Genomic DNA, 17,215 nt, shown 5'->3' on the forward strand with positions numbered 1-17,215 from the left:
GGGGAGGTCGAGCAGGATGATGTCGTAGCGGTCGGTTTCGTCGACGGTGTCGTCGAAGAACTTGCGTAGGCGTCCGTACCGCTCTTCGGGATCGTCCACCTGGCCGAGGTTCCCGTCGAGAGCGTCGAGGGTGGGTGCGCGGGATGATGTCGACGCCTTCGTCGGTCTCGTAGACGAGTTCGTCCAGCGCTGCTTCAGGACCGCCGACGAGGTCGACGATGTCCGTCCAGTTCTCCTCCATCGTCGTAGTGACGTTGGGGTAGTCGTTGTCGTTCTCGATGTCCTCGCGAACGGCCTCGTGGATGCCGTAGATGCTGCCGAGGTCGTCTTGCTTGCCTGCGAGGTCCACGAGAAGGACGTCGTGGCCGTCGTCTTGGAGTGCAGCGCCGAGGTGGGCTGTGGCGGTGCTTTTGCCGACGCCGCCTTTGTCGAGGTAGGTGCTTGCTCGTTTGGTCTGTCCCATAGAGGGACATGATACGACTACACCATATAACTACTGGTTACAGTAGTATGCTATTACTGTAGCCTGTAGCCACAACCTACAGGTGTAGGCTGTAGGGATTAGTGGCGGACGCCAATACGGCAGTATCCACTGCTCTACCTGCGGAATAACGGCAGTTAGGCAGTTTTCGCTTGAGAGAAAACGCCCTAAAAAATTATATGGCGAAATATGGTTTATGGGTTGTCCGGCTATTCGAAGGCGTCGTTGAGCGCGTCCTGGGTCGCACCTCCCGATAGCCTCAGATATTTCCGTGCGGTTTCGAGGTCTTGCCAGCCGAACATCGACTGCAGCGCGATGGCGGACACGCCCTCATATGCCAGATACGTAGCTGAGGTGGCTCTAAGGGCGTGAGGATAGGTTTTGTTCTGCGGGTAGCCTGCCTCTTCGAGGACGCGGTCGACGCGACGGTTCACGCTCGCGCGGCTGGACTCGTAGCGGTCGAACTCCTGGAAAAACGCTTCGACGTACCGCTTGACGTCCTCGTCCCAGTCGAAGGGGATGGCGCGGGCGCTGTTGCTGGTCTTCGGATTCCAGCGCTGGTCGAGCGCCTCGTCCATCGTGAGGTCCTCGTCGTACTCGCAGGCCTGCTCGGCGGCCTTGACACAGTAGCCGCAGACGCCGCCGTCTTCGCCCTTGTCACAGGGTTCGTACCGCGGGACGTTGATGACTTCGCGTTCCCAGTCCACCCAGTCCTCGCGGATGTGCGCGATTTCTCCGGCGCGCATGCCGAGGCGGCCGGCGGCGACGAGCACGAACGCGCACTCGGCGTCGAAGGGCTCGTGAAGGCTGAGTGCCGCGTCGAGCATCGTTTCGAACTCGGACTCGTTGAGCGCGGCCTCCGAGGAGTGCTTTGTCACAGCGACCACCTCAGCCACTGCTGGGCGGTCGAGAGCGATTCGGCTCGGTCGGGAGAGGCAAAGTTATCACTCTGCCTCCGCGTAGAGACACTTGCTGACATGGCGTGTCAGCGCGGCTTCGGCGTCCTGAGCGCCGGGGCCGTTTTCTGCGACCCGATGCCGCGCAATCGAAACAAAGCCGGTTCCCTATTTGAAGGTTCGGAAATTCGAGGTATTCCGGGTAGCAGGGCGGCTATCTGGTGATTAGTACGCTGAAGGAATTATTCAGTCCCGACCGAACTCTCGGGCATCCCTGCGTTTGGACTCCCCAGAATCAACCGCTTCTCGAGGTTTCCCAGAATAGCGCTGCGAGGAACCGGGTTTTCGGGACGCTAACTGTGGGGGTTACGTCCCGAAGATGCCGGTGCAGACCGGCCTATGACGGCGTAGGACTCGTTTTCGCTCGATTCGTGGCCGCCGAGCCAGGAGACCTTCCCGCGCTCGCGACGGAGTGCTTCCGGACTGAACTCGGCGAGGTAGTGCTTCCGGAACGTCTCCCAGTCGTTCCAGCCGCCCCACTCCATGACGACGCTCGGGAGGACGCCGGACTCGAGGGCGCGGATGCCCCAGCTGCGGCGGAGGTCGTGCGGGCCGACGAACTGCCAGCCCTCGTCGCCGGTCTCCGCGCGGCAGCGCTGCGCCGAGCGCTGTACCCAATCGTAGATGGTGGAGTCGTCGACGGAGACGAGCGGGTCGCCTGGGTCGCGGCTCATGCCAAGCGCAACGTCCGCGAGAGCGTCCGGACACGGCACCTCTCGGTACTTGTCGCCCTTCCCTTCCCAGACACGCACGACGCGGCCGTGGTCGGTCGTCACGAGGTGCTGCGCGGTGACGTCGACGATCTCGTTCCGTCGGAGGCCGCAGCGTGCCCCGAGGAGGAACGCGGCCCGCATCTCGGGATGGTCGTCGTCGCGGTTGTCGATGAGGTGTTGAAGTTCGCGCTCGGAGAGCCAGACGCGCTTCCCGTCGCGCTCGTCGTAGTCTTTCAGCCTCATGGCCGGAAGTTGCTCATTCTCATTCGAACGTCCACGGTGAATCGCTTTCTTGGAAGCGGATCGTAACTTCTCGAACGCCTTGGTCGTTTATCGCAGACTTTCGTGTCGGCGGAACGTCGTTAGGGTCGGTGACTGTTTCTGTCAACTCGTCGGTGTCGATTGGGACTCGACCAGCCTTCCCACCGCAGTGTCCGCAGCGGAGGTACAGGTAATCGCCATCCCCATTCTCGGCTGTTGCTCGATAATCGTGCGGGTCGTCGCAGGAGCATCTCCCCATAAACTCACAAACCGTCCCCAAGACCATGTAAGTTAGGGTCAAACGACACGTACTGGGGGATCAAACGAACTGGTTTTCCACGCGATTGGGGGAATCCCGTGCCCGGTCAGTCCTCGGTTCGCGAACGGTAGCCGCGAGTGAACACGTAGAGAATCACGACTCCGACCACGAAAAGTACGAACGCGGAGACCACGTCGACGGTGCCGGCGCACTCGCCGCGACAGCTGAACCGAAGAAGTGTGGTGCTCGCCATGTTCACTGCTCACCTCGATTATCGAGCGCTAATTTCAGGATGTCCCTGAACAGTTCGACCCCGTAGGTCGCGACGCCTAGGCCTCCGACGATGAAACAGAGGAACCCGTAGAAGCCAAGGTTCGATTCGAACGGTGAGCCAGACGCTTTATCGATCATCCAGATAGCTCCGGAAACGAGGGCAAGAGAAATCGCTAGATAGACTCCGTGACGAAGCGGATTCGGCGTAGCGCGCCAGTCTTGCTTGGTGGTCATCGTGTACCTCTCACCCGATTCAACAGGTCGATGCGTTCGTCGATCCAGGACAGTGTTGGTGCTGTCACTGCGAGCTCGATGAACAAACCTGGCATTATCAGCACGCGAGAATCCCTGAATAGTTGCACACGCTAATTCTCTGAGATTTAGTCCGGGTTTCTTTCGGTCAGTTGATGCCATTTCTGTCGGTCCTATTCGGACTTAACTTGTATCTGACACAGGTTCAGTCCTCCTCGATCTCCTCGGGAAGTGCTTCGAGTTCGTAGAGACCGTGGCCGAGGTTGTTGACGTGCTCGGCAGCGACGAGCAGCTGCAGTCGCTGGTGGACGTACTGGCGGGAGTAGTCCAGCTCGTCGGCCAACCAACTCGGGTTGCGGACGCCATCCTCTAGGGCGCGGAGGATTCGCTTGTCCGCCCGATTCAGTTCGTGGGGCACAGTGATAGGCACGTCTCTCGGCCTCTATGTTCACTTTGTCCTTTACGCACGTAATCTTAACGGTGACAAATACAACGTAGTTGACGACATATAGATTTACGTAGTTGGAGTTACTATACGTCGTTATGGCCGTCACAGAAATCGAACTCCCGGACCTAAACCTTGACCCGCTCGCTGAATACAGCGAGTTAGAGGACCCGGAGATAATCGACTCGTTCAACTGGAAGCAACTTCCCGGAGAAGAAAAGCAGGCTTACGATTTGGTAGTATATCCCGCACACCCTACTGCAGATTTGAAGGTCAGTAAGATACGTGAAATCGAGGGGCGGACTCACCTATTGCCAGCATTTTTCGCAAATATAGGCGGCGGTAAGACTGGCGGCCCTGGTAAACAGCGGTATTCGGACGAAGAACTGCTCCAGGAACTACAACGCCTCAAAAACAGATTAGAGAAGCCGCCCTCGCGCGAGGATATCAACAAGTACGGTAAATGCTCTGCTCAGACCATATACACTCACTTTGGCTCTATAACTAAAGCACGTGAACAGGCCGGTGTAGGCCACCCAGAGAAAGCGAACAAAATCAGCAAAAGCGAGTTGATTGATGAGCTGAATCGCGTTGCCGAAGAGGTCGGCAGCGCCCCGTCAATAAAGGACATCAAGGAGATCGGAGAGTACAGCCCCGGACCGTATTGGCGAGAGTTTGGTGGACTTCAAAACGCGCTTGTTGAGGCAGGGATTCACTCAAAGGCTTCAGACGAACCAACTGCCGAGGACTGGAAGGAGTATAAAAAGAGCCACGGGCAGAATGGACAGGAAGGCCCCGAGTACACTGAAGAAGCGCTATTGCGGGAGATTAAAACCCTTGCAGAGGCTCTCGGACGCCCTCCCCGCGTCAAAGACATCAAAGAACAGTCGAAGTACAGTTATAAACCATATCGAAACCGGTGGGATGACATTCAAGAAGTCAGGGAAGCCGCAGGCGTAGACGAGGTATCCGAGGATGAGTGACCTTGTAACCCTTAGAAGTGAGATCGAGGCGTGTCCAGAATGTACGATGGACGGGTTGGACCTGTGCCCAGAACATAGCGACGAACTGCCAGAATCGAACAGTATTGTTGAAGACATCGTATACGCGGTTCATTCCACAGACCGACGGGTTTCGTTAACAAAAGAGCTTGCGGACGATTTGGACATAACAGCCCAGACCGTCCGTAATCATCTTCAAGATGTACTGGCTGACCCGACAATAGATTCGCGGGAAGTGAGAGGGGCGAAAGTCATTTACCCAAGTGAGGAAAGCACTCAGAGTAGCGAAAACCCGGGCTATGTGCCTGCTGAAGCATATAGAAGGGCGTTGGAACGACAAGAGTCACTCAGTGACTACCTTCGAGACCTCGTATCAGTAGAATCTGCCTTGAAAGAAGCTGGATATGAGAAGGTCTCTGAGAAATGAGCGCCTCAAAGATCTCGGATAGACTCCCTCGAATCGTCTTCCAGGGCAACGCAGGTGCATTTGTGCTCTTCGCGTGGTGGCATCGGGGCACGCCAGAGGTCGCGTGGATTAGCCTTGCGTTCGCTGGCTTCATGCTGGTTTGCTGGGGCATCCTGTTCGCTTCTCACCTAAAAGCGGAGACGGAAAACCATGAACCGGCCGCGTAGTTGGTAACCTGAGCGTATAAATACCCAGAGCAACCTCCAGCATACAACCGTGGCTCCCGACCCTGATTCTGACAACGAGGAGCCCAACCACTTACCACCGCTCCGCGAGCGCCTCCCGAAGTACATCGACCCCAACGCCGATGATGACTTTCTGAAAGGCAAGTGGGGATTCATCCACACTGCAAACGACCTCTGGGGGTGTGAACTCAACGCCTTCAACGGCGACGAGTGGCGCGACCACATCGCCGTCCTCGCCGGCCACGCCGACCACGGACGCGCACCCTGGACAGACGACAACACCACGCGCGCGGACGCCCTCTACTACGGCCCGGTGGTACGCCTCGCTGTCTACGACCAGATACTCGGCTTCAAGAACGCACCCCAGCTGCGCAGCCACCTCCTCCGGTCGAACGCCCAGGATGACATCCCCGTACACCGGATTCTCGGCTTCGACGACATCCCGCACACGAACACCATCCGGACGTCACTGAACGACCGGATGGGGCCGGGAATGACCGAGTACGTCAAGAACACCGCGCGAAAGATTGAACTCACGGGTATCAAACGCGGCTACAAGTTCCCCGACATCGACAACCGCCGCTTATCGAACAACGGCGGCATCACGGACATCTCCGTTGAGAGAAAGCGCGGCTTCGCCCACGGAGCGCTCGATCTCCTCCGCGACGACATGCCCATCGAGAAGGCTGGGAACCCACTGTTCGACGACTACGGCAAGCACTTCGACTTCTCCTTGCATCTCTGCCAGACCGGCGGAACGCCCGAGGGCGAGCTCGAAAACTTCGCTGACAACCGCGGCCTACAGACCTACACCGACATCTGGGGTGACGCCGAGACCTTCCGCAACGACATCTACCGCGTCCCTATCGTGGCCTGGCGGGCGAAGTTCAACGAGTGGACGAATCGGCTGCTCGATGCCGTTTACGGTGACGAACTCCGCGCGAGAGAGTTGCCGGTGGCCGTGGACGCGACGAACATCCCGACCTGGACGAACGAGGAGTCCGACCTCGCAGGCGTGATCGGGACGGAGAAGATGGACAACACCCACTTCGCCTACCGGATTCTCAACGCGCAGGTCGTCTCGGACGGGATGCCGTTCCAGATCGCGCACGAGCTCCAGATGGACTCAGCAGATCGGGAAGACCGTCTCGAAGACCTCATCGAGCGCGTGCGTGACCGTGGCTTCAACATCGGCGTGTTGCTCGTGGACTCGGAGTTCGCCAGCGGTAAGGTGGTCAACCGCCTGAAATCGCTGGACGTGGACTTCGTCATTTCGTATCCGAAGCGCCACGTCACGAAGTACACCGACGAGTGGGAGGCCGACCGCACCACGTTCGGCATCGAAGAGAACTACGTCATCCGAAAGGACGCGACGCCACCGACGCGGGCCGAGACGACACTCTTCGGAGAGTACCAGAGCAAGCTCGGCGGCTACACTGATGAGGCACAGAAGCGGCTGTCGGACTTCTTCAATCCGGAAGCGGAATGGCTGACCGGCCGGCAGAACCAGCAGACGCTGGCCGCCTACGAGGACCACTTCGAGGAAGACATTTTCGAGGCGAACAACCGGATGCGCTGGTTCACGTTCGTCACCAACCTCGATGTCGGGGAAGAAGAGGCGCGGGCGTTGCGGGAGTACTATCACTACCGGTGGGCCATCGAATCGGCGTTCTCAGACTACAAGCAGAACTTCCTCCCGACGACGAAGAGCACGAACCTCGGGATGCGCGTCTACCTCTATCTGTTCGGGATGGCGGCGTACAATAGCTGGATCGCCGCCAACACGAAGGCACGTCGCCAGCACCTGGAGGACAGCGAACGCAACCGGCCACCGATTCGAGCGAGTCGATTCACGACGCTAGGGCAGCAGCGGTATCGGGATGAATTCCACCGCGATTATATCAGTTTCTCGGAAGATTGAACCGGCGGGCTGACAGTCCGATTCACCCGCTCACAGCACGACCTTGTTGCAGAAAATTAGCGTGTGCAACTATTCAGGGATTCTCGCGTGCTGTTATGAACATCCAGAACGGCAACGTCGCGAAGTTCTCTTCCGGCGTCGGCATCCGGAAATCCCGCGATTCGAGGTATCCCCCGATTGCGATCGTGGCCAGCCCCCAAAGTTGGATAAGCGTGAATGCAGAGAGGGGCACAGCGAGGGAAGCGAGAATCTCGATCATCGTCACTGCATCACCTCCTCGACCGGCACCTCGGACGTCTCGTCGACGCGGCGGACGGCGGTGTACTCCATCCACCTGTCTATGCTGCTCGGGAGAACGAAGCCGACGGTGTGGAACTTCAGCCAGCCGAGAATCGACCAGTGCGTTTCGATGTGCGCGTGCAGGGTGCCGATACTCAGCGAGGTGTACCCGCACTCGGTGCACGTGAAGACGACGAGGCTGCCGTCGTGCTCGTACTGCTCGTGGAGCAGGCTCATCGGTCGTTCACCCCGCGGAAGGTCTTCACGGCCTGCATCACCCGAGCGAGAAGCCAGAGCCCAGCTGCGAACACGACTAGGCTACCGACTTCGAACGCCGTATCTACACGTTTGAGGAACGCCCTCATGCTACTCATCAGCCTCCGTGTCGATGCCGCCGTCGGTCTGCGTGATGTCGAGCTCGTCCTCGATGCGCTGGATGCGCTCGTTGCTGTCGACGGTGACGTCGTAGCCGGGGTTTCGCTCGCGATGGCTGGCCTGATGGCTGTTGTACGATATCTCGGCGGGATAGAGCAACACTCGGTCGACGACGAGGAAGAGGCCGGCGACGAGTGCGACGACGCTCAGCCAGCCGAAGACGGTCGTGAACGGCTGGATGGACGTCCCCGGAATCGTCAGATTCGGGAGTGGCGTGGTGAAGTAGACGGTGAGCGCAATTGATCCGGTGTTGAAGATGGCGAGGATGAACTGCGTGCGCTGGACGTGAATCTTCGCGGCGCCGAGATACCGGAGAACCCACGCCGGGAGATGGTCGTCGGCTTGCTGGTCAATCATCGTGTTCCCTCCGGTAGTGTAGCCGCATTTCGCCACGGTCGGCTTTGTCAGCCGCCCACACCGGCCACCAATACGTGCATGCCTGCAGGAGCGGGGAGAGTGGCGTGAGCGGCCCGAGGAAGCCCACGTCGAGCGTCACGCCTTCGAGGGTGAGCGGGACGTCTGGGTCCCAGTGGCGGTCCTCGCTGAACTCGCCGGCGAGGACCTCGGCGGACTCGACGGTCGGAAACCACTCGTGGGTCGGGTCGGTGCGTTGCGCGATGCCGAGCGGCACCGTAATCTTCAGCCAGCCGCCCGGCTGCAGGACGCGACTGGACTCCTGCATCACGTGATGAGGGTCGAGGTGTTCGACGACGTGGTGTGCGGTGATGCCGGTCGCGTAGTCGTCGTCGAGCGGCCAGTCCTCGTTGAGGTCGAACTCGTGGTCGGCGTCGGCGTGCAGGTCGACGGTTTCAGTGGCGCGCGGATCGGGATTTTGCCCGGCGCCGATATCGAGGACCGTCACTGGTTCTCCCCTCCGTCTGGCCGCACGCTCGCACTCCCGGTATTCGAGGTGCCTGCTTCGAGGCCGTCCTTGCGGAGGCTATCCCAGTCGGTGTCGATTTCGGAGCGTCGCTGTGCGTCCTCGACGGCGGCCTGCATCTCGCGCTGGAAGCGGTCAACGCTGAAGTGGTCGGTCGCGAACTGACTAATCTCGCCGTCACTCCAGTCCACGCCCGAGCGTTCGAACTCCTGGACTACTTCGGTGAGGTGGTCGCCGCCGCGCTCGTACGTGTAGCCGTTCTTCCCGTCGATAATCTGGAAGCGCGTAAACCCGTCGTGGACCCCGAGGACTGGCGTGCCGGCGGCCATCGACTCGACGGGCACCATGCCGAAGTCCTCGTTGTGCGCGGGGTAGACGTGGGCTTTCGCGCCCGACATCAACTCACGTTTCCGCTGCTCGCTCACGAACCCACAGAACTCGATGTTCTCCTCGGCGAGGTCTTCCAGGTGCTCGCGTTCCGGACCCTTGCCAGCAATCCGCAGCTCGTGACCGAGGTCGTTGAACGTGCGGACGATCTCGTCGATGTTCTTGTGGTCGGCGAGCCGGCCGAGATGCAGGTAGTAGTCGCCCGTCTCGCCATCAGTGGGACTGTATTTGTGCGTCTCAACCGGCGGGTAGACCGTCCGAATCTGGTCGTCCGGGATGTTCCAGTACTGCTTGATGCGTCTCGCGACGAGGTCTGAGTTCGCCACGAACAGGTCCGGGCGCTGGACGTTATGGTTGTACAGCACTCTCGCGACGTAGTTGTACCCCATCTCAAGCAGGCCGTCGTTGTCGTGGAAGAGGTCGTACTGCCAGCGTGGCGTACTGTGCGTGTACGCAACGACCGTCTGGTCATCCTCGGGAACGTACCACAGCGGTTCGTTCCCGCTCATGATGACCACGTCGTAGTCGGTGAGGTCGTGTTGCTGCTGCCAGACGAGCTGGTACGCCAGGGACCGGAGTGGACCGTACGCGTCGATCATGCGCGTGGCGAGCCAGTCCGGCAGCGGCGAGTAGTCGATCTCACGGATGTCGGGCGGCTCTTCGTCGGGTTCGTTCTCAAGGTTGCGCCGACCGACGTACAGCGGCGCGCCGAAGAGGTCTGCGAGGTGGCGGGCGACGAGCTCCCCACCCCCACGGACGTCGTAGTCCTTGTGCGCGATGGCGATGTCGTTGTTCGTAATCTTGCTCTTGCTCATGCTATCTATCGCCTCCGGGACCCACGTCGATACTGACGTCGACGGTGAGCGTACGTTGCGTGCCGTTGCGCTCGCAGACGAGCCGCGTTCCGTTCTGGAGGTCTTCGCTGACGTTGAGGTTCGCGTTCCAGTCGTTGCCGTCAAGCTGCTGGTTGCAGACCACGTCGGCGGGTGGGTCGCCGCCGAAGTACTGTGGGACGACGGTGGCGCCGGCGACGACGCCGATGAGGAGGACGGCGCCGAGGAGGATTGCCCGGGTCATGACCAGAAGAGGACGTAGCCGGTCCCGAGGCCGATGAGCAGAAGCACAATATCCATGATGTAGATGAGTGCCCCGCCGTGACCGCCCCAGGAGGAGTCTCCTCCGTATTTCTTCAGCGCCTCGACGACAGCTTCTTCGCCAAGGGCGGTGCCGGCGGCGCCACGGAGCCGGGAGAGCGATTGGCCGATTGGCACGCGGATTTGCTTGTGGCCGCCATCGGTGCGTGCGTTCCCAAGGAGTTCGACGAACCAGTCACCGTATCGACCGAGGTCGTAGCTCGCCCACTTGGTGCCGTCGGGGAGCACTCCTTCCTGAACGAGGTTGGAGATGCCGTCGGGTGCTGGGGGTGTGCCGTACGCTTCTCGCGAGGTTTCAAGGCCGAGTGCGGTCTTGGCGAACGCCAGGCGGCCCCACGCACCGGTGACGTCATCGTCGATGTTGTCAGCGGGTTCGATGCGGTACGCGCCTTCGTCGTCTTGGAGAAGGACGACTTTGCGGAGGCCGACGAAGACGGGGGCGAAGAAGGTTATCGCGAGACTTTCGCCGAGGGTTCCGGGGAGACTGGGGCCGATAATCCAGCCGACCAGCGGCATGATGATAACGCCGATGAGAAACGCGAGTGTGAGGAGAATCCCCACGAAGAGCCCCGAAGAGAAGAACGTCGCGCCGATGGCGAGCACCGAGAGTAGCGCAACGCCAGCGAGGAAGATGACCTTCGGCGTCAGTTGTGCCTTCAGGTCGACTTCGGTCATGCCGTCTCACCCTCTGTATCGTTGTCGCTGGCAGGTTCAGTCATGATTTCGAATTCGTTGATGACGAGTGCGGTCACGAGGACGATGCCGCCGACAATTGCGGTCGTCGACGACAGGGAGTTCGCTGTCTGGATGGCGGTGCAATCGCTGATGAACGGACTGCAGGCGTTCGGGCGAATCTTGCTCGCGTAGTAGAAGATACCGAGCGCGGCGCCGACCGAGAGGGAGCCGAGCGTAATGCCGAACGCGACGAGTGCGTCCTGGTACTCGGCAAACTTTTTTCGAGCACGTTTCCGAATCCCTTCGCGGCTGATGAGGGGGAGCGCGGCGATCGCGGTTGGAGCGAGCGGCTGTAGCGTGAGGTTCACTGAAGTGACGGACCCACCGCTGGTGCCCGCCAGTCGGTTGGCGACGTAGATGGTGCCGACGCCCACGCCGAAGAACATCAGCAGTTGGATTGTGGTGACCAGCTGGCCGCGGTGCGAGTTGAACAGCGCCTGCGATTTCTTCATGTCATCCTCGAGGCGGTCGGCGAGACGCGGACTCGCGCTCCCGGGGATGATCTGCGGAGCGTCGTTGAGGTTGACCAGGCGCTTTGCCTGCTCTACGATGAAGTAGGCTTTCCGCCGCCCGTCGACCTTCCAGCGGCCGGTATCGTGCAGGTCGCGTTTCCGTCGGCCAAGGTCAGCGATGCGAGTATCGACGATGACGTCCTTGTCTTCGTGCGCGAGGCCGAACGTGGCGCTCTGCCACTTGCTCATCCGGTGGTCGATGTCGCGCCACATATGCGGTTCGCCACTAAGCTTTGCGACCTCGCCGCCGACGCCACCGTCGAAACTCGTCTTCTTCAGCGCCCATCCGCCGTGACTGCGCTGCACGAGCAGGCCACGACTGAGCGTCGACGTCCCCAGGGAGATCCACGGGGAGACGAGATCTCGTGCGTCCTCCCAGTCGAGGAGGAGCGTCGCGGCGAGCGGGAAGAGATAGAACGACAGCACTCCAAGCGCGAGCGCTTTGAGCAGATTCAGAATCAGACTCATGGCCGCCCCCCGCTGTCCAGTGTCGACTGATTTCTCTCTTTGCGCGTGTCCTCCATTATTGGGTCTGTCGCTGGCTGGCTGGATGGCTGATTGGAGCCGGTCTTGAAGTTGTGACTGGTGTGTGGTGGCATGGTCATGTGTCTCCGTTTGCAATCTGCCCGACACGGGACGAGGAAAGGTCAATAGCACTGAGGTTCCCGATGTCCTCCTGGGAGAGTGCGTCAACCTCGTCGTCTAGGCAGCGGATGATTTTGTTACGCTCTTCAGTTCTGGCATTATCTTCAGCTTCCTCGACACGGTCCTCCATCTCAGACTGTGTGACGTACTTCGACCCGTCGCCATCGTGTTCGAGGAGCGCAACCTTCCGTTCGTCAAGCCGCTCGAACTCCGGGAGCCCGTCGAGATTCGGCCAGGTAATGGTCTCGGTCCTGTCGACGTACTCTTGCTCGTAGTGTTCGTTCGTGCGGAGACGGTAGCAGATTGCTTCGCCTTTGATTCGCCCGCGCTCGGTCTCTTGGGCCTGAATCCAGTAGTCGGCGGCGTCACTACCGAGGCGGTTATCAATCCAACTCTTCGATGGCGCGGTGAGGATCGAGAAGACCTGCCGGTACCGTTTCGTCGCGAACGTCTGGGAGAGCTCGACGCTGCTTGAACTCATGCCGCGTCGAGAGTCCATCGCCTTCTCGGCTTCGTCGAGGATTAACGCGGAGCCAGGCCCAACTTCGTCGTAGAGACGATCGTACTCCTCTGCGTTCGCGACGGCGGCTTTCTCGGCTGTCCACCCGTGCTGGTCGAGTAACATGGCGAGCGCGACGGCGAGCGTGGTTTTCCCGACTCCAGTCTCACTGGACGCGGTGACGATGACGTTGATATCGCGCCCAGTAACGAGGCGGTTTAGGCACTCGGCAAAGAACTTCGAGTCACGGAAGCCGGGGAACTGAATCCATGCTTTCACCGGCCCGAGGTCGGCGTCTTGCCATGCGTCAACCGACTCGATATCTGGGTTCTCGGCACTGCTCATAGATTGTTATTCCTCCATTCCTCGACTTCCCCGATGAGGTCGTCATCAATCTCAGTCCGCTGCTCGGTCTCCGAGACGTTGACCTCGAACCCGACCTCGTTCAGGAAGAGCGTGGTCTGCCGGACGGCGCTCACGAGGACATCCCACGGAATGGGGCGAGTGACAACCTCTGTCTCTTCGTGCGGGTTGGGCTGGGACTGCGTGCGAATCGTTGCGCTGAACTCCGCGCTGATTGGCCGCGCCATCTCAAGGATGGACTGGATTCCGGTAATGTCGAACTTTTTCGGGGAGGGTTTCTCGACAATCCGCAGATAGTCGTTGAACGGCGAGGGGGTAACGTCCCCACAGAGATACTGCGGCGGTTGAATCGTGACGGAGCCGAGCGAGACTTCCTCCCAGTAGTCCTCGCCGTCGTCCTCGTACGTGGCCGTGAGGAGCGGTTCGACGGCCATGATGTAGTCTTCGACGGCGGAGCGGAAGAGACGCGCACCGCGAAGCTTGTCGACCTGCGGGTAGTCGCGGTCTTCGATCATCACGTCGATCTGCCGGCGTTTTGCTCGGATTTCTTCGCGCGCGTCGTAAATCTCCTTGAGGCGGCGGCGTTGGACGTAATCCTCGTTGTCCTCGATTTTCTCAAGTTCGGCTGCCGCAGAGTCGTCGCCCTGTGCCGATTGGTCGGTACTCATGAGCTAAACAACCCCCTGAGACCGCCTTTTCCGTCTTCGCCACCCCCGCTGGTTTCGGCGCGCGATTCTCGGATGGTCGTGTTCATCATCTCCTGCTGTTTCATCTTCCGAGCGCGCGTGATGCGCGTCTCAAGCATGTCGAAGAGGTCGCGGACGATTGCGCGTTCTTCGTCGGAGAGTGGTTGGAGCGTCGCGGTCGGGTCGTCGTAGATCGCGGCGCGGTCTTCGCCAGTGATCAGGCAGTGCTGGTCGGGGTGCATGGCGAAGAAGAGCTTCTGTTTCGCACGCAGCTTCCATCGCAACTCGTTGACCTCTGCTTCCTGGAAGTTCGCCAGCACGAGGTCTTTCGTAAGGAGGTTGCGGAGGATTTCACGTGACCCCTCGGAGAGGTTCGTTTCAGTGATTTTCTCGAGGATGTCTTGGTGAATTTGCTGTGAGGGCGAGGCCTGCCCGAAGTTGGCGTGATGCATTTGCTCTTCGCGGAACTGGGACCCACTCATTCTGACGTCCCTCCGTTAATTGGCCGTGGCAGTGCGTCTCGGGCGGTGAGACGGTCGAGGATGAGGCAGGCGATAGTGGCGATGATGAATCCGGTGGCGTGCGGGAGGAGATTAATTGGTGAGGCGACAGCGAGCTCGGCGATAAGGAGGCCAACGGTGATTGCGCCGGTGATTTTGGCGCCTTCCCAGGGGAGTGAGCCGAATTGGCTGCCGCCGTCGGTTGCAACGCCGTTAACGCCGGGATACCCCATCTCTTGGAGGCCGTGGTCGGCGACGCGAACGAGTGCCTTCCCCTTCGAGGGGTCGCCCTGTCGGTTGTTGAGGTTGTGTTCTTCAGCGATTTCTTCGAGGCTGTCGTGGACTTGCTGGGGGAATCGCGCCCCGATTGGCTCGCTGGCCATACTATTGTTAACACGGTATACGGACATAAAACATGTGTATGGTTTTTTGTATAGGGTGTTGTTTGTCGTCGTGTAGATGAGCACTCAAACTCAGACGGGGATGCCGACGACGAACGAGCGCACCCGACACGGGGCGCTCAGTCGGGTCTCGGAGGCGGCTGGTGAAGCAAAGCGCATCGCGGCCTCGGCGGGCGCACTCGGTGTGCGTTCGACGGTCCGTCACGAAGCACGGCAGCGTGGTGTTGCTGTCACATCCGAAGACGGCGTCACGGACACGCTCGTAGCGGCCTCCCAGGTCGGCGGGGTCAACCTGATCGGGGTGATGTTCGCGATCATCATGGCGGCCGCGATCGGCATGGTCGGGACGACCGTCATCTCCTCGATCGACCAGTCCATCGATCAGCCGGAGGGATCGAAATATCAGAACGCGAGCGATTCGATCGCGAGCGGCTTCGCGAACGCGATGGGGCTGACTGACATCGTGTTCCTCGTGCTGATGTTCGTGGTCGTGATCGGCGCGCTCTTCCTCGCCCGGCGAGCACAGGGCGGGATGTAACCATGACCGTGAGCACAGAGGTAGCGAACGGCTCACGGCTTCGTGCGGCCGGCAGCCGCCTCCGAACAGCGGCAGCCGACGGTGCAGCGACTGGCGTGCGTGACGCAGCGGCGCGACAGCACGCGCAGCTGGCATCGTCCTCCCAGGTCGGCGGGGTCAACCTGATCGGGGTGATGTTCGCGATCATCATGGCGGCCGCAATCGGCATGATCGGGACGACCGTCATCTCCTCGATCAGCAACTCGGTGACCGACCGCGACCTCTCGTCGGTCGCTGCGGAGAATCAAACCGTTTACGAGAACGCGTCTGAAAGCATCGGCACCGGCTTCGCGAACGCGATGGGGCTGACGGACATCGTGTTCCTCGTGCTGATGTTCGTGGTCGTGATCGGCGCGCTCTTCCTCGCCCGGCGAGCACAGGGCGGGTAACTCCCACACCACACCCCTCTACTTATGGCAAGTATCAAAGAAACACTGGCAAGACTGCGAGAGCAGGCATCGGGCGACGAGTGGGCAGAACGCAAGCAGTATCAGGACGCTCGTGAGAAGGCGGAAAAAGAGCGTGCACGGCAAGAAGAGAAGAAGAAAGCGCGGAAGAAAGCCCGGCAGGAACGCCGTGAGCGAGAACGGGAACGCATCCGCGAAGAAGAACTCAAGAAAGCGCGCCGTGACCAACAGTCCACGACTGACCGCATCATGAGCGCGCTCGATACGGCAATGGACGCAGGGGGCTCGCAGTCGTCTGCGATTGATCAGGTCGTCGGGACGCGGGGAACGACGTCAGCACAAGCAATCAATCGCGATAACGACGCGGCGGCCGAGGAGTTCCTGCTCGGCGTTGATGCTGACGGGAATGGCAGCGTCGAGTCTGATGAGCTGTTCCTGCTCGAAACGGACTCGCAGGTTGACCCTGCCCTCGTCGCTGCGTTCCAAGGCGGCGAGCAGTCAGAGACCCGCCAGCAGCAGCCACAGTCACAACAGCAGTCTCGGTCGCGGTCGAGGCAGTCGTCCCAGTCACAGTCGGAGTCGCAGTCACTCGACGACGGATTGGACGACTTGCTCTTCTAACCACTGTTATTTTGCCGTCTGTGTGACGAACTTCTAAGTTCGTGGCGGCCCATCATCACGTATGGAGCAGCGGATTGTCGGGCTCGTCTTCGTGGCGATCCTCCTGATGGCGGGGATTGGAATCGCCCAGTCGGGCTTTCAAACGGCAGTGACGGAGGGACAGCCAGGGTCAACCGTCCACGAGCAGTGGACTGTGAACACGGGAGAGCCGGTGTCTCTCTCGGAGAGCAATCGCGATAATGTTGTCTATCAAGCCGCGACAGACGTGTCCGTGACGGCTGACAACCAGACGGTTGCCCAGTCAGGCAATTGGACGTGGAACCGGCATAACGGGACGATAGTGGCGTTGGCAGGCGGGACACTCTCCGATGGAGAGACTGCGAACATCACGTATGGGTACGCGGAACCCTCAAATGAGCAGTCGCTCGCCAAGGAAACAATGATGTTCGTCCCCGGGACGCTTGGTGATGTCCTAATCCTCGTTCTTGGAATCGCCCTGCTGTTGGGTGCGTTTGTGGTGATGGCGCGCTCTGGAGGGGGTCTCTAATGCTTCTCGGCGTGTTCCTGGCAATCGTCGCGATGGCGTTTGTCGTGTCCCTGGCGACAGTCGGGGCAAGTGCGTTCCTAACGATTCGCGGGCGTACAGAGCCACTGATGGACGCAATCGGCGGGCTTTTGGCCGCTATTCTCTGGGGGATCTGCGCTCTCTCAGCGACGAACCTCGAGGTCGTCCGTGATGGCGGCATCACGAGCTCGTCCGAGCCAATGCTGACGTATCTATTCGTTGCGCTGGCAGCCGGCATGACGATCGTGGGTGTGATGGGGACGACGTTCCTCCTGGATGTTTTCGACGTGGAAGCGTCGCATCGGTAAGACAAGCGTCCTGTTAACGGACGTAAAACATACTGGCGGTTTTAGTTC

Annotated in this window: 25 protein-coding genes; 8 read left to right on the forward strand and 17 right to left on the reverse strand. The window is 60.2% G+C overall.

From position 1 onward, the window contains the following. The 5 genes from GJ634_RS16855 to GJ634_RS02960 all read right to left on the reverse strand — a co-directional run. A partial coding sequence (locus GJ634_RS16855; protein WP_157500429.1) for an AAA family ATPase occupies positions 1-463 on the reverse strand: 463 nt, incomplete at its 3' end. 227 nt (positions 464-690) lie between these two features. Next, positions 691-1,359, reverse strand: coding sequence for a tyrosine-type recombinase/integrase (locus tag GJ634_RS02945; protein WP_157500430.1), 669 nt, complete (start codon positions 1,357-1,359; stop codon positions 691-693). 371 nt (positions 1,360-1,730) lie between these two features. Continuing rightward, entirely contained in the window at positions 1,731-2,393 is a 663-nt protein-coding gene (locus tag GJ634_RS02950; RefSeq protein WP_157500431.1) for a site-specific integrase, read from the reverse strand. Positions 2,394-2,925: 532 nt separating this feature from the next. Further along, positions 2,926-3,177, reverse strand: coding sequence for a hypothetical protein (locus GJ634_RS02955; protein ID WP_157500432.1), 252 nt, complete (start codon positions 3,175-3,177; stop codon positions 2,926-2,928). 223 nt (positions 3,178-3,400) lie between these two features. Beyond that, positions 3,401-3,625 (reverse strand): helix-turn-helix domain-containing protein, encoded by a 225-nt coding sequence (locus tag GJ634_RS02960; protein WP_331713969.1) that lies wholly within the window; start codon positions 3,623-3,625, stop codon positions 3,401-3,403. A gap of 113 nt (positions 3,626-3,738) precedes the next feature. Here GJ634_RS02960 and GJ634_RS02965 point away from each other — a divergent pair, with 113 nt between their 5' ends. The 3 genes from GJ634_RS02965 (at position 3,739) to GJ634_RS02975 (ending at position 7,213) form a co-directional block, all read left to right on the forward strand. Then, positions 3,739-4,623 carry a homing endonuclease associated repeat-containing protein gene (locus GJ634_RS02965; RefSeq protein WP_157500433.1) on the forward strand — a complete coding sequence of 295 codons (885 nt, stop codon included), beginning with the start codon at positions 3,739-3,741 and terminating at the stop codon, positions 4,621-4,623. Then, positions 4,616-5,068, forward strand: coding sequence for a hypothetical protein (locus GJ634_RS02970; protein ID WP_157500434.1), 453 nt, complete (start codon positions 4,616-4,618; stop codon positions 5,066-5,068). Before GJ634_RS02965 ends, GJ634_RS02970 begins: the two co-directional genes overlap by 8 nt. A gap of 255 nt (positions 5,069-5,323) precedes the next feature. Then, the gene (locus tag GJ634_RS02975) at positions 5,324-7,213 is read left to right on the forward strand and encodes a transposase (RefSeq protein ID WP_331713970.1); all 1,890 of its coding nucleotides are present in this window, start codon (positions 5,324-5,326) and stop codon (positions 7,211-7,213) included. A gap of 73 nt (positions 7,214-7,286) precedes the next feature. Here the strand turns inward: GJ634_RS02975 and GJ634_RS02980 are convergent, their stop codons facing one another. The 12 genes from GJ634_RS02980 to GJ634_RS03035 all read right to left on the reverse strand — a co-directional run bounded on the left by GJ634_RS02980 (position 7,287) and on the right by GJ634_RS03035 (position 14,671). After that, complete coding sequence (locus tag GJ634_RS02980; protein WP_157500435.1) at positions 7,287-7,472, reverse strand: hypothetical protein; 186 nt, start codon at positions 7,470-7,472, stop codon at positions 7,287-7,289. A gap of 2 nt (positions 7,473-7,474) precedes the next feature. Then, positions 7,475-7,729: a hypothetical protein gene (locus GJ634_RS02985; protein ID WP_157500436.1), complete on the reverse strand. Its 255-nt coding sequence runs from the start codon at positions 7,727-7,729 to the stop codon at positions 7,475-7,477. 129 nt (positions 7,730-7,858) lie between these two features. Next, positions 7,859-8,284, reverse strand: coding sequence for a hypothetical protein (locus tag GJ634_RS02990; protein WP_157500437.1), 426 nt, complete (start codon positions 8,282-8,284; stop codon positions 7,859-7,861). Further along, a complete protein-coding gene (locus tag GJ634_RS02995; RefSeq protein WP_157500438.1) occupies positions 8,277-8,789 on the reverse strand; it encodes a methyltransferase domain-containing protein in 513 nt (170 codons plus the stop codon). Before GJ634_RS02995 ends, GJ634_RS02990 begins: the two co-directional genes overlap by 8 nt. Continuing rightward, entirely contained in the window at positions 8,786-10,009 is a 1,224-nt protein-coding gene (locus GJ634_RS03000) for a glycosyltransferase (RefSeq protein WP_157500439.1), read from the reverse strand. The genes GJ634_RS02995 and GJ634_RS03000 overlap by 4 nt, the downstream gene beginning before the upstream one ends. Position 10,010: 1 nt before the next feature. Then, entirely contained in the window at positions 10,011-10,271 is a 261-nt protein-coding gene (locus tag GJ634_RS03005; protein ID WP_157500440.1) for a hypothetical protein, read from the reverse strand. After that, positions 10,268-11,023, reverse strand: coding sequence for a hypothetical protein (locus GJ634_RS03010; protein WP_157500441.1), 756 nt, complete (start codon positions 11,021-11,023; stop codon positions 10,268-10,270). Before GJ634_RS03010 ends, GJ634_RS03005 begins: the two co-directional genes overlap by 4 nt. Further along, on the reverse strand, positions 11,020-12,063 hold the full coding sequence (locus GJ634_RS03015; RefSeq protein WP_157500442.1) for a hypothetical protein: 1,044 nt from the start codon (positions 12,061-12,063) through the stop codon (positions 11,020-11,022). The genes GJ634_RS03010 and GJ634_RS03015 overlap by 4 nt, the downstream gene beginning before the upstream one ends. A gap of 133 nt (positions 12,064-12,196) precedes the next feature. Beyond that, positions 12,197-13,084, reverse strand: coding sequence for a hypothetical protein (locus tag GJ634_RS03020; protein WP_157500443.1), 888 nt, complete (start codon positions 13,082-13,084; stop codon positions 12,197-12,199). Beyond that, a complete protein-coding gene (locus tag GJ634_RS03025) occupies positions 13,081-13,770 on the reverse strand; it encodes a hypothetical protein (protein WP_157500444.1) in 690 nt (229 codons plus the stop codon). Before GJ634_RS03025 ends, GJ634_RS03020 begins: the two co-directional genes overlap by 4 nt. Continuing rightward, the gene (locus GJ634_RS03030; RefSeq protein WP_157500445.1) at positions 13,767-14,270 is read right to left on the reverse strand and encodes a hypothetical protein; all 504 of its coding nucleotides are present in this window, start codon (positions 14,268-14,270) and stop codon (positions 13,767-13,769) included. The genes GJ634_RS03025 and GJ634_RS03030 overlap by 4 nt, the downstream gene beginning before the upstream one ends. Beyond that, entirely contained in the window at positions 14,267-14,671 is a 405-nt protein-coding gene (locus tag GJ634_RS03035; protein ID WP_157500446.1) for a hypothetical protein, read from the reverse strand. Before GJ634_RS03035 ends, GJ634_RS03030 begins: the two co-directional genes overlap by 4 nt. A gap of 76 nt (positions 14,672-14,747) precedes the next feature. Between GJ634_RS03035 and GJ634_RS03040 the strand changes: the two genes are divergently transcribed. From GJ634_RS03040 to GJ634_RS03060, 5 genes are all read left to right on the forward strand, one after another. Further along, positions 14,748-15,227 (forward strand): hypothetical protein, encoded by a 480-nt coding sequence (locus GJ634_RS03040; RefSeq protein ID WP_157500447.1) that lies wholly within the window; start codon positions 14,748-14,750, stop codon positions 15,225-15,227. Positions 15,228-15,322: 95 nt separating this feature from the next. Beyond that, the gene (locus GJ634_RS03045) at positions 15,323-15,655 is read left to right on the forward strand and encodes a hypothetical protein (RefSeq protein WP_157500448.1); all 333 of its coding nucleotides are present in this window, start codon (positions 15,323-15,325) and stop codon (positions 15,653-15,655) included. Positions 15,656-15,679: 24 nt separating this feature from the next. Beyond that, a complete protein-coding gene (locus tag GJ634_RS03050) occupies positions 15,680-16,294 on the forward strand; it encodes a hypothetical protein (RefSeq protein WP_157500449.1) in 615 nt (204 codons plus the stop codon). A gap of 61 nt (positions 16,295-16,355) precedes the next feature. Then, a complete protein-coding gene (locus GJ634_RS03055) occupies positions 16,356-16,841 on the forward strand; it encodes a hypothetical protein (protein WP_157500450.1) in 486 nt (161 codons plus the stop codon). Then, on the forward strand, positions 16,841-17,167 hold the full coding sequence (locus tag GJ634_RS03060) for a hypothetical protein (RefSeq protein WP_157500451.1): 327 nt from the start codon (positions 16,841-16,843) through the stop codon (positions 17,165-17,167). Before GJ634_RS03055 ends, GJ634_RS03060 begins: the two co-directional genes overlap by 1 nt. Positions 17,168-17,215: the final 48 nt, after the last annotated feature.

This window comes from Halobacterium sp. CBA1126 (genome assembly GCF_009741975.1).
GTDB lineage: Archaea > Halobacteriota > Halobacteria > Halobacteriales > Halobacteriaceae > Halobacterium.

Excerpts from the sequence above, each read along its gene's own strand:
- GJ634_RS02950 (WP_157500431.1), bottom strand. The coding sequence starts at position 2,393 with ATGAGGCTGAAAGACTACGACGAGCGCGACGGGAAGCGCGTCTGGCTC.
- GJ634_RS02955 (WP_157500432.1), bottom strand. The coding sequence starts at position 3,177 with ATGACCACCAAGCAAGACTGGCGCGCTACGCCGAATCCGCTTCGTCAC.
- GJ634_RS02965 (WP_157500433.1), top strand. The coding sequence starts at position 3,739 with ATGGCCGTCACAGAAATCGAACTCCCGGACCTAAACCTTGACCCGCTC.
- GJ634_RS02970 (WP_157500434.1), top strand. The coding sequence starts at position 4,616 with ATGAGTGACCTTGTAACCCTTAGAAGTGAGATCGAGGCGTGTCCAGAA.
- GJ634_RS02980 (WP_157500435.1), bottom strand. The coding sequence starts at position 7,472 with ATGATCGAGATTCTCGCTTCCCTCGCTGTGCCCCTCTCTGCATTCACG.
- GJ634_RS02985 (WP_157500436.1), bottom strand. The coding sequence starts at position 7,729 with ATGAGCCTGCTCCACGAGCAGTACGAGCACGACGGCAGCCTCGTCGTC.
- GJ634_RS02990 (WP_157500437.1), bottom strand. The coding sequence starts at position 8,284 with ATGATTGACCAGCAAGCCGACGACCATCTCCCGGCGTGGGTTCTCCGG.
- GJ634_RS03000 (WP_157500439.1), bottom strand. The coding sequence starts at position 10,009 with ATGAGCAAGAGCAAGATTACGAACAACGACATCGCCATCGCGCACAAG.
- GJ634_RS03005 (WP_157500440.1), bottom strand. The coding sequence starts at position 10,271 with ATGACCCGGGCAATCCTCCTCGGCGCCGTCCTCCTCATCGGCGTCGTC.
- GJ634_RS03010 (WP_157500441.1), bottom strand. The coding sequence starts at position 11,023 with ATGACCGAAGTCGACCTGAAGGCACAACTGACGCCGAAGGTCATCTTC.
- GJ634_RS03015 (WP_157500442.1), bottom strand. The coding sequence starts at position 12,063 with ATGAGTCTGATTCTGAATCTGCTCAAAGCGCTCGCGCTTGGAGTGCTG.
- GJ634_RS03020 (WP_157500443.1), bottom strand. The coding sequence starts at position 13,084 with ATGAGCAGTGCCGAGAACCCAGATATCGAGTCGGTTGACGCATGGCAA.
- GJ634_RS03025 (WP_157500444.1), bottom strand. The coding sequence starts at position 13,770 with ATGAGTACCGACCAATCGGCACAGGGCGACGACTCTGCGGCAGCCGAA.
- GJ634_RS03030 (WP_157500445.1), bottom strand. The coding sequence starts at position 14,270 with ATGAGTGGGTCCCAGTTCCGCGAAGAGCAAATGCATCACGCCAACTTC.
- GJ634_RS03035 (WP_157500446.1), bottom strand. The coding sequence starts at position 14,671 with ATGGCCAGCGAGCCAATCGGGGCGCGATTCCCCCAGCAAGTCCACGAC.
- GJ634_RS03040 (WP_157500447.1), top strand. The coding sequence starts at position 14,748 with ATGAGCACTCAAACTCAGACGGGGATGCCGACGACGAACGAGCGCACC.
- GJ634_RS03050 (WP_157500449.1), top strand. The coding sequence starts at position 15,680 with ATGGCAAGTATCAAAGAAACACTGGCAAGACTGCGAGAGCAGGCATCG.
- GJ634_RS03055 (WP_157500450.1), top strand. The coding sequence starts at position 16,356 with ATGGAGCAGCGGATTGTCGGGCTCGTCTTCGTGGCGATCCTCCTGATG.
- GJ634_RS03060 (WP_157500451.1), top strand. The coding sequence starts at position 16,841 with ATGCTTCTCGGCGTGTTCCTGGCAATCGTCGCGATGGCGTTTGTCGTG.